This window comes from Pedobacter sp. Bi126 (assembly GCF_918698245.1).
Taxonomy (GTDB): domain Bacteria; phylum Bacteroidota; class Bacteroidia; order Sphingobacteriales; family Sphingobacteriaceae; genus Pedobacter.
The window spans coordinates 611,020-623,044 of the sequence record NZ_CAKKMS010000003.1 but is presented as its reverse complement, the minus strand read 5'-3'; the positions used below and the strand labels follow the sequence as shown (position 1 = coordinate 623,044).

Here is a 12,025-nt window from a genome sequence, read left to right as displayed (position 1 = left end):
TTTGAATTAGAATTTAAGAAAATGTCACATTGAGCCTGTCGAAATGCAAAACGATGCATTGACGAGCCGATGTTTAAAATCCTAATTCCTAAAAATACAATTGAAAATATGCAAGGCAACCCGCGAGGAGAGTGGAGGAGCTTTATTCGATATTTTACTGAAAAACTGCGGGGTAATATTAGTAAGAAATTCTAAAACAGGTGGATGAAGAAAAAGCTGGATCGAAAACAACTTAGGTATTTGTACTTGTGCCGCTGTTTGGTGACTATCTTTAACTTTTACCGTTACCTGCGTATTTTTGCAGCAACCATCATCTTTCTTTTCTGCAGGAATGTCTTTGCAGAATTTGCAGGAAACCTCATTGCTGAAAAGTTTAACGTTTTCTAATTTGCCTCCACAGAAATGGAGACTTAAAGCCAAACCCATAACACTAACTGCATAGAATACAGCCAAAGAAAGTGCTATTTTTTGTTTTAACTTCATTAATACAAAGGTAAAGGAAAAAATATCGAATAATGCCGGTAATTATTTATTGAATTTCATTTTTTAGCTTACTTTAGCCTTAAACACCAATTAAATGAAGAAAATATTATTATTCCTCTGCACCTTTTCGATACTTTCAGCCTTTGCTGCAAAGCCCAAAAATCAATATGTACGCATTAAAACCGAATTTGGAGAATGCATTGTTAGGCTATATAATCAAACTCCTTTACACCGCGATAACTTTTTGAAATTAACCAAATCGGGATATTACAACGGTGTTTTATTTCACCGAGTGATTAAAGACTTTATGATTCAGGGCGGTGATCCGGATTCTAAAAATGCCAAGCCTGATTCTTTATTGGGTGAGGGTGGACCTAAATATACCATTCCAGCTGAGTTTAATGATAGCTTGTTCCACAAAAAAGGCGTTCTGGCTGCGGCTAGGGAAGGAGATGATGTTAATCCGGCCAAAGCATCGAGTGGTAGTCAGTTTTACCTGGTTCAGGGAAAAGTTTTTACCGACCAGCAATTGGATAATGTTGAAGAAAAACGACTTAAATTCAAAATTCCTGAATGGCAGCGTGAGGTATATAAAACGATAGGTGGCACGCCTCATTTAGATAGAAACTATACCGTTTATGGCGAAATAGTAGTTGGTTTGGATATGGTTGATAAAATAGCTGTTCTGGCAACTGATAAAAACAACCGCCCTAAACAGGATGTGAAGATGGAAGTCACGGTTTTAAAAAGAAGAGCGGCGAAAAAGTTAGAGAAACGACTATTGATGGGTTGATCAAAGATAATCGTCATTTAGATGATAATTTCCCTGGTTGGCGTCATCTCTAGCGGAGTGCAACGTAGTCGAGAGATCTATTGAGGCAGATCTCTCCATTCCACTGCGTTTCAGTCGAGATGACGGTTGCTAATAAATATCATTAATTGAATCACTAAGCATTTATTCAATTAATTTCTAAATTTACCGCCCACAACAATTGAAATTTACTGAATGAAGATTATTTCCTATAATGTTAATGGGATTAGGGCAGCAAGTACCAAAAACTTTTTTGGCTGGCTACAGGCTACGGATGCCGATATGGTCTGTCTGCAAGAAGTAAAAGCCTTGCCATTGCAGATTCCTGAAATTATTGCCCTGATTGAGCAACTTGGCTACCATCATTATTGGTTCCCTGCTGAAAAAAAGGGATATAGTGGGGTGGCAATTCTGACCAGAATTAAACCGAATCATATCGAATTTGGCTGCGGTGAAGAATGGATTGATAAAGAGGGTAGAATTTTAAGGGCAGATTTTGATGATTTTTCTTTAATGAGTCTCTATATGCCATCTGGCTCAAGCGGAGATGAACGTCAGGTTAAAAAGTACGAATTTATGCGGTTTTTTGACGTGTATATTGGGGGATTGCGCAAAGAAATCCCAAATTTAATTGTAAGTGGCGATTATAATATTTGTCATACGTCCATCGATATTCACAACCCAAAATCAAACGCCAATTCATCGGGCTTTTTGCCAGAAGAACGGGAGTGGATGCAGTTATTTTTGGACAATGGTTTTATCGATACTTTCCGTCATTTTAATAAAGACCCACATCATTATACCTGGTGGAGCTATCGTGCCGGTTCGAGAGGAAAGAATTTGGGTTGGCGGATCGATTACCATTTGGCCACCAGGCCTATGGAAAGCCGATTGAAAAATGTTAGAATCTTACCCGACGCAATACATTCAGATCATTGTCCGGTTCTTTTAGAGATCGATTAGGTCTTTGGTTAACTGGTTAATTGTTTAAATCGGTTAACTGTAACCAAAACTCAATTAACCAATTTGCACAGTTTAAACAATTAACCTTAATCTAACCAAATGCTAATCACAAATATAAAAGGCCTGGTAGGCTTACATTCTAAAGATAAATTAGTGCTGCGTGGCGGTGAATTAGATTCGTTACCAGTTCTTGAAAATGCCTGGCTTTTAATTGAAGATGATCTGATCAAGGATTTTGGTAAGATGGATTCAATCCCATCTCATATCTCAAATCTCTCCTCCCATGTCTCCGCAGAAGGCAGGTATATTTTTCCTTCATGGTGCGATAGCCATACACACATTGTTTTTGCTGCTTCGCGCGAGGAAGAATTTGCAATGAAAATCCAAGGCAAAAGCTACGAAGAAATTGCTGCGGCGGGTGGCGGGATTCTAAATTCGGCTAATAAACTCCAAAAAGCTTCGGAAGATGAATTGTTTGAAAGTGCATCTGTGCGGTTAAAGCAAATGATCCATCTGGGAACCGGCGCCGTTGAAATTAAAAGCGGATATGGATTAACCAAAGAGAGTGAAATCAAAATGCTCAGGGTGATCCGAAGGCTAAAAAATCAGTCCCCGATTCCTATAAAAGCAACTTTCTTAGCCGCTCATGCTTATCCGGCTGAATTTAAAAACAACCATCAAGGTTACATCGATTTAATTATTAATGAAATGTTACCTCAAATAGCAGAAGAAAAACTGGCTGATTATATTGATGTTTTTTGCGAAAAAGGGTTTTTCTCTGTCGAAGAAACCGATCAGGTATTAAAGGTGGGTGCAAAATATGGATTAAAACCAAAAGTACATGCCAATCAGCTTTCCGTTTCGGGGGCAGTAGAGGTTTCTGTGCAAAATAGCGCCATTTCAGTTGATCACCTCGAAGAAAGTGATGAAGAAACGATCCGAACGTTAAGAAATGCTGATACCATTGTAACATTACTCCCTTCTTGTTCGTTTTACCTGGGTATTCCTTTTGCTGATGCCAAAAGCTTTATAAGAGCAGATTTGCCGGTTGCTTTGGCTACCGATTACAATCCAGGTTCAACACCCTCAGGAAATATGAATTTTGTAGTGTCACTCGCATGCATTAAAATGAAGATGTTTCCTGAACAGGCGATAAATGCTGCAACATTAAATGGTGCGGCAGCAATGGAGATGAGTGAAGATTATGGAAGCATTACCGTTGGTAAAAAAGCGAACCTGTTTATAACCAAACCGATGCCTTCAATTGCCTATTTGCCATATAGTTTTGGTGAAACTCAAATAGAGACAGTTATTTTAAACGGTGAAATTTATAATGGATAACCTTAAAATATATTCGCAGGGCGATATCGACCGTTTAATTATTACTCGTAATGGCGAAACCAAACTGGGTGAAAAAGTTGCTGTCCTATCCTCATGGGATGAACTGGAAGGGGCAGGTGCGAAATTTGTATTGCTGGGGATTCCAGAAGACATAGGCGTGCGTGCAAACTTAGGTATTGCGGGCGCGGCCTCTATGTGGCGGCCAAGTTTGGTGGCTTTTTTAAATACCCAGAGCAACCGCTTTTTAAACGGCGAGGAGGTTTTGGTTTTAGGTCATTTGGAAATCGATGAGCCCGAAGATTCTTCTTTAAAAGGTTTAAGAAACAAAGTAGCGCAGATTGATGAGCTGGTTTATCCCCTAATTGAAAAAATTGTGGCTGCAGGCAAAATACCTATTGTAATTGGTGGTGGTCATAATAATGCCTACCCAATAATTAAGGGTACCTCCTTAGCCTGTAAAGGCCCAATTGATGTATTAAATGTAGATGCGCATGCCGATTTAAGAGAACTGGAAGGTAGGCATAGCGGGAACGGATTTTCTTATGCGTTAAAAGAAAACTACCTGAATAGTTATTTCATGTATGGCTTGCATCAAAACTATAATAATGAGGCTATTTTAAATCAAATAGATACGAACCCAAAGCTTAAGGCTGTGTTTTTTGACGATATTTTAACCGGGGCTGACTTTACTGACCTGGTGAATGAAATAGGTTCAGTTGCGGGTTTGGAAATCGATCTGGACTGCGTTCAAAATGTACTTTCCAGTGCCGAAACACCATCTGGTTTGGCAGTTAACGATATTAGAAAGCTAATTTTGACTAGCGCAAAGAAGTTTTCTTATTTGCACTTAAGTGAAGGCGCAGCCCGAATGTTGGACGGGAGGGTGAGTAGGTTAACCGCTAAACTGGTTGCTTATCTGGTGAGCGATTTTGTTAAAGCACAGAGTTCTTAGGCCTTTTATCCTTAGCCACGGAGGCACAGAACGCACGGATTATTCCTGTGGTGAGTTGTTCGCCAAAGCCGTCATTTCGAGCAGGGTGTAACGTAACCGGGAAATCTGTCTCGAGCTACTTTTGATTTAGATCTCTCCGTTCCAGTCGAGATGACGAAAAATCGGGGAAGGGTGAAGACTTTTTTATAAAGCACCCAGACCAAAAAATTAAAGGCCACTGAACTACTGAGCACCTTACAGGTGCTCAGCTTCGTACTTCTCACCAGCCTTCAGCATTAATTCAATCTGTTTCAGGTCTTCAGCGGTTAATTCCTCCTTTTCCTGTAACTCGAATACCGCAATCATATTGTCTTCGTATTGTTTTTCTGTTTTGATAACGATTTCCTGTGGCATGCTGGTAAGCTTAAAATTTTATGATTTCTGTTGGCGTAATGCAAAAATCCAACCTGATGTCGTGTTCATTTACATCATCGATTTTTTCAATAGCAGGGTACAAAGATAAGCCTATTTTTTGAGCATTTATATCCTGTAAAAAACGATCGTAAAAGCCCTTGCCATAGCCCACCCGGTAGCCTTGTTTATCGAAAGCTAAAAGCGGAATAACAACAAGATCTACTTCGCCCTCATGTAGGTTTCCTTTTTGCGGTTCCAGAATGTTATAAAGGTTTTTCCTTAAATCGCCTACACCTAAATATTCATGATTGGTCATTAAAGCGGTTTCAAAATCGGCTTTAGGTACAATGATTTTAATTTCTGGGTGATTTTTATTAAGCCATTCGATCAGTAAAAAAGTATTGGGCTCCTTTTTTTCTGTAATGGGCAAAAAGATATGGAGGGTTTTGATTTGGCTAAAATCGATCGATTTAAACTCATTTAAGAGGCTTTTGCATAGACTTTCGTATGCTGTATCGCTCAGCGATAACCTTTCTTTTAGCGCTTGCTTTCTGATTTCGGCTTTTAACATAATAACAAAGATAATGTTTTTCAAACCTCGCAGGTTTCGAAAACTCGCTAGGTTTTGTGGCCTAAGATCTAAAGGCTTTGGTTAAATAAACCCGATAGCAGCGTAAAATCCGAAGGTGAGGCACGAGCCAAGGTTTTGAAGCGAATAGCGGGACTGTCGTAGCCCAAGCGCACGAACCTTGCTTTTCTAAAAAATGACCACCTTAGTCATCCTAGTACATCTAAGAAATACTGTTATTTGACATTATGGGTTTAAACCTCACAGGTTTATAAACCAAAAAGCCTCTGAAGAATTCACTTCAAAGGCTTCGATTTATTTTGCTTAAAATTATTTTACACGCTCAACGTACTCGCCGGTACGGGTATCGATTTTAATTTTATCTCCCTGGTTTACGAACATCGGAACTTTCACCTCAACACCGTTTTCTAATGTTGCGGCTTTTAATGCGTTTGTAGACGTATCGCCTTTAACAGCTGGTTCCGAATAGGTAATTTCGAATTCAGCAAAGTTTGGCAATTGAGCCATAATCGCTTCTTCACTTTCCATAGAAACGATGATATTCATGCCTTCCTTTAAGAATTTAATAGCCGAACCGAATAGTGATTTCTCAACGTTAAACTGTTCGTAGTTGTTGTTGTCCATTACTACCAGATAATCACCTTCTTCGTATAAATATTGATAATCATTGGTTTCAACGCGGCAGATTTCTACAGCCTCGTCGGTATTCATACGTGCTTCAACGATTCTGCCCGATTTGATGTTACGGAATTTACCGGTGTAAAATGCTCCGCCTTTTCCTGGTGTACGGTGATTCCATTCGTCAACAGTAACCAGTTCGTTGTTTATGCGAAGAATGTTACCTGTTTTAATTTCTGATGCTTTTGCCATATTGTGTTATCCTAAATTGGATTTATATTTCAGTTTTTCGTGACGGCAAAGGTAAAATTATTTTGATAAAAACCTATAAAGGTTTAAGGTATAAGGCTTAGTGTTTAAGGAAATTTAAACCCTCAACTATGCTATTTTACCCGCTCCATATATTCGCCGGTTTTAGTGTCAACTTTAACCTTATCTCCCTGGTTAATAAATAGAGGCACTCTAATTTCAGCGCCGGTTTCTACAGTGGCATATTTTTGTGCACTGGTAGAGGTATCGCCTTTTACAGCGGGCTCAGAGTAGGTAATTTCTAGCTCTACACTATTAGGGAGCTGTGCAACAATCGGTTCGTCACTTTCAAAAGCGATGGTTACATTCATGCCCTCCTTTAAAAACTTAATTGAGCTTCCGAAAAGCAGCTTGGGGATATTGTACTGCTCAAAAGTATTGTTGTCCATCACCACCAAATAATCGCCGTCTTCATAAAGATATTGATAGTCGTTGGTTTCTACACGACAAATGGTCACCTCTTCATCGGTCCGGAAACGGTATTCTACAATTTTTCCGGTTTTTACATTGCGCATGCGGGCCTGATAAAAAGCCCTTAAATTTCCTGGAGTACGGTGAATGTACTCTTCTACACTTACTAACTCTCCGTTAAAACGAAGCACATTTCCGCTTTTTACTTCTGATGCCTTTGCCATTTTATAATGAAATCTAGTTTTGTTAATTTTTGAGCACCAAAGTTAAAAAAAGGAATGATGATTTTGAAAGGAAAAACCGTAGTTCATTGGTTCAGTAGCCATTAGTTCATTGGTATTGATGCATTCGCATGATGATTCAGATTTTTGTCTTATTGACTATTCACCGAAAAAAATCCCGTATAAAAGAAATGCCTTTGGGAACCACTCCAAAGGCATAATCAACCTAAACCTCAAACTAAACTATGAAAAACTCTTTGCCTTTTACGGGCTATATATTTTGATTCCGAAATACGGAAAATATGATCTTTTACTTGAAGAGATAAATTAAATAATGTTTCTCTTTTTGGTGGTGCAAAGGTAAGTATAATTAGTGAATTACAAAATGTTTCTTAAAAAATTTATTTTTAATACAAATGTATGACAAAACAGACGTTTTGTAGGGAGTGGATTTTGTGTTTAACCTACTTGTAATCAGATATTTGTATCTGATTTGTGCAAAAATCGTATTCCTGTATTTGGTTGGAGCCAATTATCGTTAGGCGGTCCTTTCCAAAATTTTCAATCAGTTCGCGGTACCAATTTATTCCCTGAACGTCTAAATTGCTCGTTGGCTCATCTAAAAATAAAATTGGTGTATCGGTACAACATGCCAAAGCTAGTTTGGTTCTTTGCTTCATTCCCGATGAAAAGTACTTGATTTCTTTGTTCGCTGCTTTTTCTAATCCCAGTATGGTGATCAGCTTTTTTGAATCAAGTCCTGAGGCAAAATTTTTGAACTTAAAATGGAAATCTATACTCTCTCTTAAGGTAAATGTTTCAACCAGTTCGAGATACGGTGCAGCCAGGCTGATGTATTTATAGATATTTTCTACAGAAATCTCTTTGATGTCTGAGAATGAAATTTCTCCTTCCGAAGGAGATAAGCTACCCGTTAAAACGCTTAATAATGTCGATTTACCAGAGCCATTGGGTCCTAATATTGCATAACTATTGCCAGAGGTGAATTCAGTACTTAAATTTCTAAAAATCCATTCCTTATTAAACCTTCTGCCAACATTTTGTAAAGTGATATTCATTTGGTTTAAGCGCTAGGCGTTTGGAGTTTGACGGTGATCGTTTTTACCATGCAAACGCTATTATCGACACCAATGTATTGTCCGTAGTTGGGCGTGATGTGATAACCCACCTTTTGGTAAAGTGCAATGGCTTCCGGCTGTTTTTTGCCTGTTTCTAAAACACATGAAGTAAAACCGAGTTCAGCAGCCCAGATTTCTAATTCATTTAAAACTTTAGCAACTATACCTTGCTTCCTATAATCCGGATGTACAAACATTCTTTTAACTTCGGCTTCTGTTGCTGAAAAAGGCTTTATAGCGCCACAGCCAACTGGGGCTCCATTTTGATAACCTACAACAACCTCTTTAATGGCATCAACCTTATTAAATTGAGCATAAAAAGAATGATCGTCACCATCTCTAACAGCTAAATCTTTATCCAATAACGCGACCAATGTTCTAAAATCGGCATTGTCTGAATCGGTTCTGATTAGCATTAAATCACTCATGAATATTTATTTTGCTTTAAGCTTTGGTCTTTCTGCTTTAAGCTTAACTGCCCATTCCAAAGCCCTTCATTACACCACGGTTAGAATTACGGATAAAATCTACAATTTCATCACGGATTTCCGTTGGTTTAAATTCGGCTTCGATCATGTCTAAAGCTTTGGTTACGTTATTGTGTTTTACAAAAAGTACACGGTAAATCTCTTGGATTTCGTCAATCTGCTCATTGGTAAAACCTCTTCTGCGCAATCCAACAGAGTTAATTCCTGCATACGAAAGTGGCTCACGGGCTGCTTTTACATAAGGGGGAACATCTTTGCGTACCAATGAACCACCAGTAACGAAAGCATAGGAACCCACTTTAACAAATTGATGTATCGCAACCAAACCTGCCAAAACCACATTGTTTCCAATGGTAATGTGGCCAGCCAAAGTAGTGCTGTTCGAGAAAATACAGTTGTTGCCAACTTCACAATCGTGCGCGATGTGTGAGTACGCCTGAATTAAACAATTGCTACCGATAGTAGTTTTCCATTTATCTTTTGTACCACGGTTAATGGTTACGCATTCGCGGATAGTCGTATTGTCGCCGATTTCTGCAGTGGTAACCTCACCTGCAAATTTTAAATCCTGTGGTTCGCCAGAAATAACAGCACCAGGAAAGATACGGCAGTTTTTGCCGATACGTGCGCCATCCATAATGGTTACGTTCGATCCGATCCAGGTTCCTTCTCCAATTACAACGTCTTTATGTATCACTACAAAGGGTTCGATTACCACGTTTTCGGCAATCTTTGCCTGGGGATGTATGTATGCTAAAGGTTGTATCATTATTGGGCGGGTTCTGCTTGTTTAACTTTTGAAATTTGAGCCATCATTTCGGCTTCGACAACGATTTTTTCGCCAACCATACCTACACCTTTCATCTGGGCAATACCCCTTCTGATTGGTTCAAGTAAATCGCAGCGGAAAACAATAGTATCGCCAGGAAGAACCTGGGCCCTAAAACGTACGTTATCTATTTTTAAGAAATAGGTTAAATAATTTCTAGGATCTGGAACGGTACTTAACACTAAAATACCACCAACCTGAGCCATAGCCTCAATTTGAATTACGCCCGGAAAAACCGGTGCACCAGGAAAGTGACCTTTAAAAAACTCTTCGTTCATGGTTACGTTTTTAACACCTACCACGTGATTTTTAGAAAGTTCTAATATTTTATCAACGAATAAAAATGGCTGGCGGTGAGGCAAAATATCCATAATCTGAACAACGTCATATAATGGTTTTGCACTTGGGTCGTAAACCTTTTGTATTTTTTTGTTTTTCTCTTTTTTAATCGCTGCTTTAATTTTTTTAGCAAAGGCAACGTTTGCTGCATGGCCTGGGCGGGCAGCCATAATATGGCCTTTTAAATGCATGCCAACCAAAGCTAAATCGCCAATCATATCTAATAATTTATGACGGGCAGGCTCATTTTGGTAACGCAATTCCATGTTGTTCAAAATTCCCTGTGGGGCAACATCGATATCTTTACGGTTAAATAATTTGGCCAAATGGCTCAATTCATCTTTGGTAACCTCTTTATCTACAATTACAATGGCGTTATTTAAATCGCCACCTTTAATTAAATTGTGCGATAACTGATATTCCAATTCGTGTAAGAAACAGAAGGTACGGCATGAAGCAATTTCTTTCTTAAACTCTGCAATGGTATTAATGCCAGCATGCTGACTGCCCAAAACAGGAGAATTATAATCGATCATACAGGTAAAACGATAGTCGTCAAGCGGCATTGCCACAATTTCTACCTTTCTATCTTCTTCGGTATAGGTAATGTTATGGGGGATAGTAAAGTACTCGCGATCTGCATTTTGCTCAACTGTACCAACTTCTTCCAGTAAATCAACAAACTGGATAGAGCTCCCGTCCATAATCGGGGTTTCGGGTCCGTCTAATTTAATCAGTACGTTATCGAGGTCCATACCCACTAACGATGCCATTACGTGCTCTACGGTGCTCACGCTGGCGCCATTTTGGGTAAGTGTTGTTCCACGCGAAGTGTCTGTAACGTTATCTGCATCGGCTTCGATAATCGGGTGGCCATCTAAATCAATACGCTGAAATTTAAAGCCATGATTTTCGGGGGCCGGGCAAAATGTTAAAGTAACATTAGCGCCTGTGTGTAAACCAACACCAGATGCTGATATTTCTTGTTTAATCGTTTTTTGTCTAACGTTCATTGTGTATTGTATTCTTTTCCAGTTCAGCTGTGAGCTTTTTCAATTCCTGTTCGAGCGCGTTTATTCTTTTTTCTACATCGGGAAGATGTTTGAAAATTACTGAGGCACGCATCCAGTTGCGTAATGGTTGCGCCGGACTGCCATGCCATTGTTTATTTTCTTCTGTAATATTAAAATTAATACCGGCCTGTGCACCAATCTGAGTGCCCTTAGCTAATGTTAAGTGCCCAGCTATACCAACTTGCCCGCCAACAACACTGTTAGGGCCAATTTTTGTACTTCCTGATATGCCCGACTGTGCGGCTAAAACCGTGTTCTCGCCAATCTCTACATTGTGCGCAATCTGGATCAGGTTATCGATTTTTGCACCTTTTTTTACAATTGTTGACCCCATTGTTGCACGATCTACAGTTGTATTTGCGCCAATTTCTACGTCATCTTCGATTATAACGTTTCCAATCTGGGGGATTTTATTGTAAGTGCCGTCTTTTTGCGGGGCAAAACCAAAACCATCGCTTCCGATAACGGTATTGGAATGAATAACAACCCTGTTGCCGATTATTGAATTGTGATAGATTTTTACACCGGGAAAAAACGTACTGTTTTCGCCGACTTTAGAGTTCGCGCCGATAAAGGTTTGCGCATTTATTTTACAGCCATCTGCAATTTCTACATTTTCGGCTACATAGGCAAAAGCATCTATAAACACGTTTTTGCCAATTTTCGCCGTAGGGTGAACAAATGCAAGTTTATCAATTCCAGATTGTGCAGTCTGGGCATTAACGGCTTCATTATATTTATCCAACAAGATTGTAAAAGCGCTATATGGATTTTCTACACGTATTAATGTACTGGTATAGGGTTGCGTAGGGGCGAAATCCTTTGATACGATAACGACTGAGGCCTGAGTGGAATACAAAAAGTTTTCGTACTTAGGGTTCGAAAGAAAAGACAAAGAGCCTTCCTTTCCGTCTTCTATTTTAGAAAGTTCGGTAACGGCTACATCAGGGTTACCATCAATGGAACCGTTTAGAAACTGACTTATCTGCGTGGCAGTAAATTGCATCGTACAAAGGTATATGTTAAATTGATATGAACAAAAAAACCTGCTCGGGTTAAAGGGTGT

General features: G+C 39.2%; 14 protein-coding genes. 4 read left to right on the top strand and 10 right to left on the bottom strand.

The features are described 5' to 3' along the window. Positions 1-81 precede the first annotated feature (81 nt). On the bottom strand, positions 82-483 hold the full coding sequence (locus LQ201_RS12830) for a hypothetical protein (RefSeq protein ID WP_230142891.1): 402 nt from the start codon (positions 481-483) through the stop codon (positions 82-84). A gap of 94 nt (positions 484-577) precedes the next feature. Between LQ201_RS12830 and LQ201_RS12825 the strand changes: the two genes are divergently transcribed. From LQ201_RS12825 to LQ201_RS12810, 4 genes are all read left to right on the top strand, one after another. Beyond that, positions 578-1,276, top strand: a complete 699-nt coding sequence (locus tag LQ201_RS12825; protein WP_230142889.1) for a peptidylprolyl isomerase — start codon at positions 578-580, stop codon at positions 1,274-1,276. A gap of 213 nt (positions 1,277-1,489) precedes the next feature. Continuing rightward, the gene (locus tag LQ201_RS12820) at positions 1,490-2,257 is read left to right on the top strand and encodes an exodeoxyribonuclease III (RefSeq protein ID WP_230142887.1); all 768 of its coding nucleotides are present in this window, start codon (positions 1,490-1,492) and stop codon (positions 2,255-2,257) included. Between the two features lie 99 nt (positions 2,258-2,356). Further along, complete coding sequence (hutI, locus tag LQ201_RS12815; protein WP_230142885.1) at positions 2,357-3,598, top strand: imidazolonepropionase; 1,242 nt, start codon at positions 2,357-2,359, stop codon at positions 3,596-3,598. After that, on the top strand, positions 3,591-4,550 hold the full coding sequence (locus tag LQ201_RS12810) for a formimidoylglutamase (protein ID WP_230142884.1): 960 nt from the start codon (positions 3,591-3,593) through the stop codon (positions 4,548-4,550). The genes hutI and LQ201_RS12810 overlap by 8 nt, the downstream gene beginning before the upstream one ends. Positions 4,551-4,784: 234 nt before the next feature. Here the strand turns inward: LQ201_RS12810 and LQ201_RS12805 are convergent, their stop codons facing one another. The 9 genes from LQ201_RS12805 to lpxD all read right to left on the bottom strand — a co-directional run bounded on the left by LQ201_RS12805 (position 4,785) and on the right by lpxD (position 11,965). Then, complete coding sequence (locus LQ201_RS12805) at positions 4,785-4,943, bottom strand: hypothetical protein (protein ID WP_157255332.1); 159 nt, start codon at positions 4,941-4,943, stop codon at positions 4,785-4,787. 10 nt (positions 4,944-4,953) lie between these two features. Continuing rightward, positions 4,954-5,538: a 5-formyltetrahydrofolate cyclo-ligase gene (locus tag LQ201_RS12800; RefSeq protein ID WP_230146644.1), complete on the bottom strand. Its 585-nt coding sequence runs from the start codon at positions 5,536-5,538 to the stop codon at positions 4,954-4,956. 303 nt (positions 5,539-5,841) lie between these two features. Further along, positions 5,842-6,402: an elongation factor P gene (efp, locus tag LQ201_RS12795; RefSeq protein ID WP_029274299.1), complete on the bottom strand. Its 561-nt coding sequence runs from the start codon at positions 6,400-6,402 to the stop codon at positions 5,842-5,844. A gap of 131 nt (positions 6,403-6,533) precedes the next feature. Next, a complete protein-coding gene (efp, locus tag LQ201_RS12790) occupies positions 6,534-7,094 on the bottom strand; it encodes an elongation factor P (RefSeq protein WP_029274298.1) in 561 nt (186 codons plus the stop codon). A gap of 461 nt (positions 7,095-7,555) precedes the next feature. After that, positions 7,556-8,170: an ABC transporter ATP-binding protein gene (locus tag LQ201_RS12785; RefSeq protein WP_230142881.1), complete on the bottom strand. Its 615-nt coding sequence runs from the start codon at positions 8,168-8,170 to the stop codon at positions 7,556-7,558. 5 nt (positions 8,171-8,175) lie between these two features. Beyond that, positions 8,176-8,658 (bottom strand): GNAT family N-acetyltransferase, encoded by a 483-nt coding sequence (locus LQ201_RS12780; RefSeq protein ID WP_230142879.1) that lies wholly within the window; start codon positions 8,656-8,658, stop codon positions 8,176-8,178. A gap of 43 nt (positions 8,659-8,701) precedes the next feature. After that, positions 8,702-9,487 (bottom strand): acyl-ACP--UDP-N-acetylglucosamine O-acyltransferase, encoded by a 786-nt coding sequence (lpxA, locus tag LQ201_RS12775; RefSeq protein ID WP_029274294.1) that lies wholly within the window; start codon positions 9,485-9,487, stop codon positions 8,702-8,704. Beyond that, complete coding sequence (locus LQ201_RS12770) at positions 9,487-10,899, bottom strand: bifunctional UDP-3-O-[3-hydroxymyristoyl] N-acetylglucosamine deacetylase/3-hydroxyacyl-ACP dehydratase (protein WP_108197090.1); 1,413 nt, start codon at positions 10,897-10,899, stop codon at positions 9,487-9,489. Before LQ201_RS12770 ends, lpxA begins: the two co-directional genes overlap by 1 nt. Then, positions 10,889-11,965, bottom strand: a complete 1,077-nt coding sequence (lpxD, locus tag LQ201_RS12765; protein WP_029274292.1) for a UDP-3-O-(3-hydroxymyristoyl)glucosamine N-acyltransferase — start codon at positions 11,963-11,965, stop codon at positions 10,889-10,891. Before lpxD ends, LQ201_RS12770 begins: the two co-directional genes overlap by 11 nt. Between the last annotated feature and the right edge of the window lie 60 nt (positions 11,966-12,025).

Bases quoted from the DNA above. Each gene is read 5' to 3' on its own strand.
- LQ201_RS12830 (WP_230142891.1), bottom strand. From the start codon at position 483: ATGAAGTTAAAACAAAAAATAGCACTTTCTTTGGCTGTATTCTATGCA.
- LQ201_RS12825 (WP_230142889.1), top strand. From the start codon at position 578: ATGAAGAAAATATTATTATTCCTCTGCACCTTTTCGATACTTTCAGCC.
- LQ201_RS12820 (WP_230142887.1), top strand. From the start codon at position 1,490: ATGAAGATTATTTCCTATAATGTTAATGGGATTAGGGCAGCAAGTACC.
- hutI (WP_230142885.1), top strand. From the start codon at position 2,357: ATGCTAATCACAAATATAAAAGGCCTGGTAGGCTTACATTCTAAAGAT.
- LQ201_RS12810 (WP_230142884.1), top strand. From the start codon at position 3,591: ATGGATAACCTTAAAATATATTCGCAGGGCGATATCGACCGTTTAATT.
- LQ201_RS12805 (WP_157255332.1), bottom strand. From the start codon at position 4,943: ATGCCACAGGAAATCGTTATCAAAACAGAAAAACAATACGAAGACAAT.
- efp (WP_029274299.1), bottom strand. From the start codon at position 6,402: ATGGCAAAAGCATCAGAAATTAAAACAGGTAACATTCTTCGCATAAAC.
- efp (WP_029274298.1), bottom strand. From the start codon at position 7,094: ATGGCAAAGGCATCAGAAGTAAAAAGCGGAAATGTGCTTCGTTTTAAC.
- LQ201_RS12785 (WP_230142881.1), bottom strand. From the start codon at position 8,170: ATGAATATCACTTTACAAAATGTTGGCAGAAGGTTTAATAAGGAATGG.
- LQ201_RS12780 (WP_230142879.1), bottom strand. From the start codon at position 8,658: ATGAGTGATTTAATGCTAATCAGAACCGATTCAGACAATGCCGATTTT.
- lpxA (WP_029274294.1), bottom strand. From the start codon at position 9,487: ATGATACAACCTTTAGCATACATACATCCCCAGGCAAAGATTGCCGAA.
- LQ201_RS12770 (WP_108197090.1), bottom strand. From the start codon at position 10,899: ATGAACGTTAGACAAAAAACGATTAAACAAGAAATATCAGCATCTGGT.
- lpxD (WP_029274292.1), bottom strand. From the start codon at position 11,965: ATGCAATTTACTGCCACGCAGATAAGTCAGTTTCTAAACGGTTCCATT.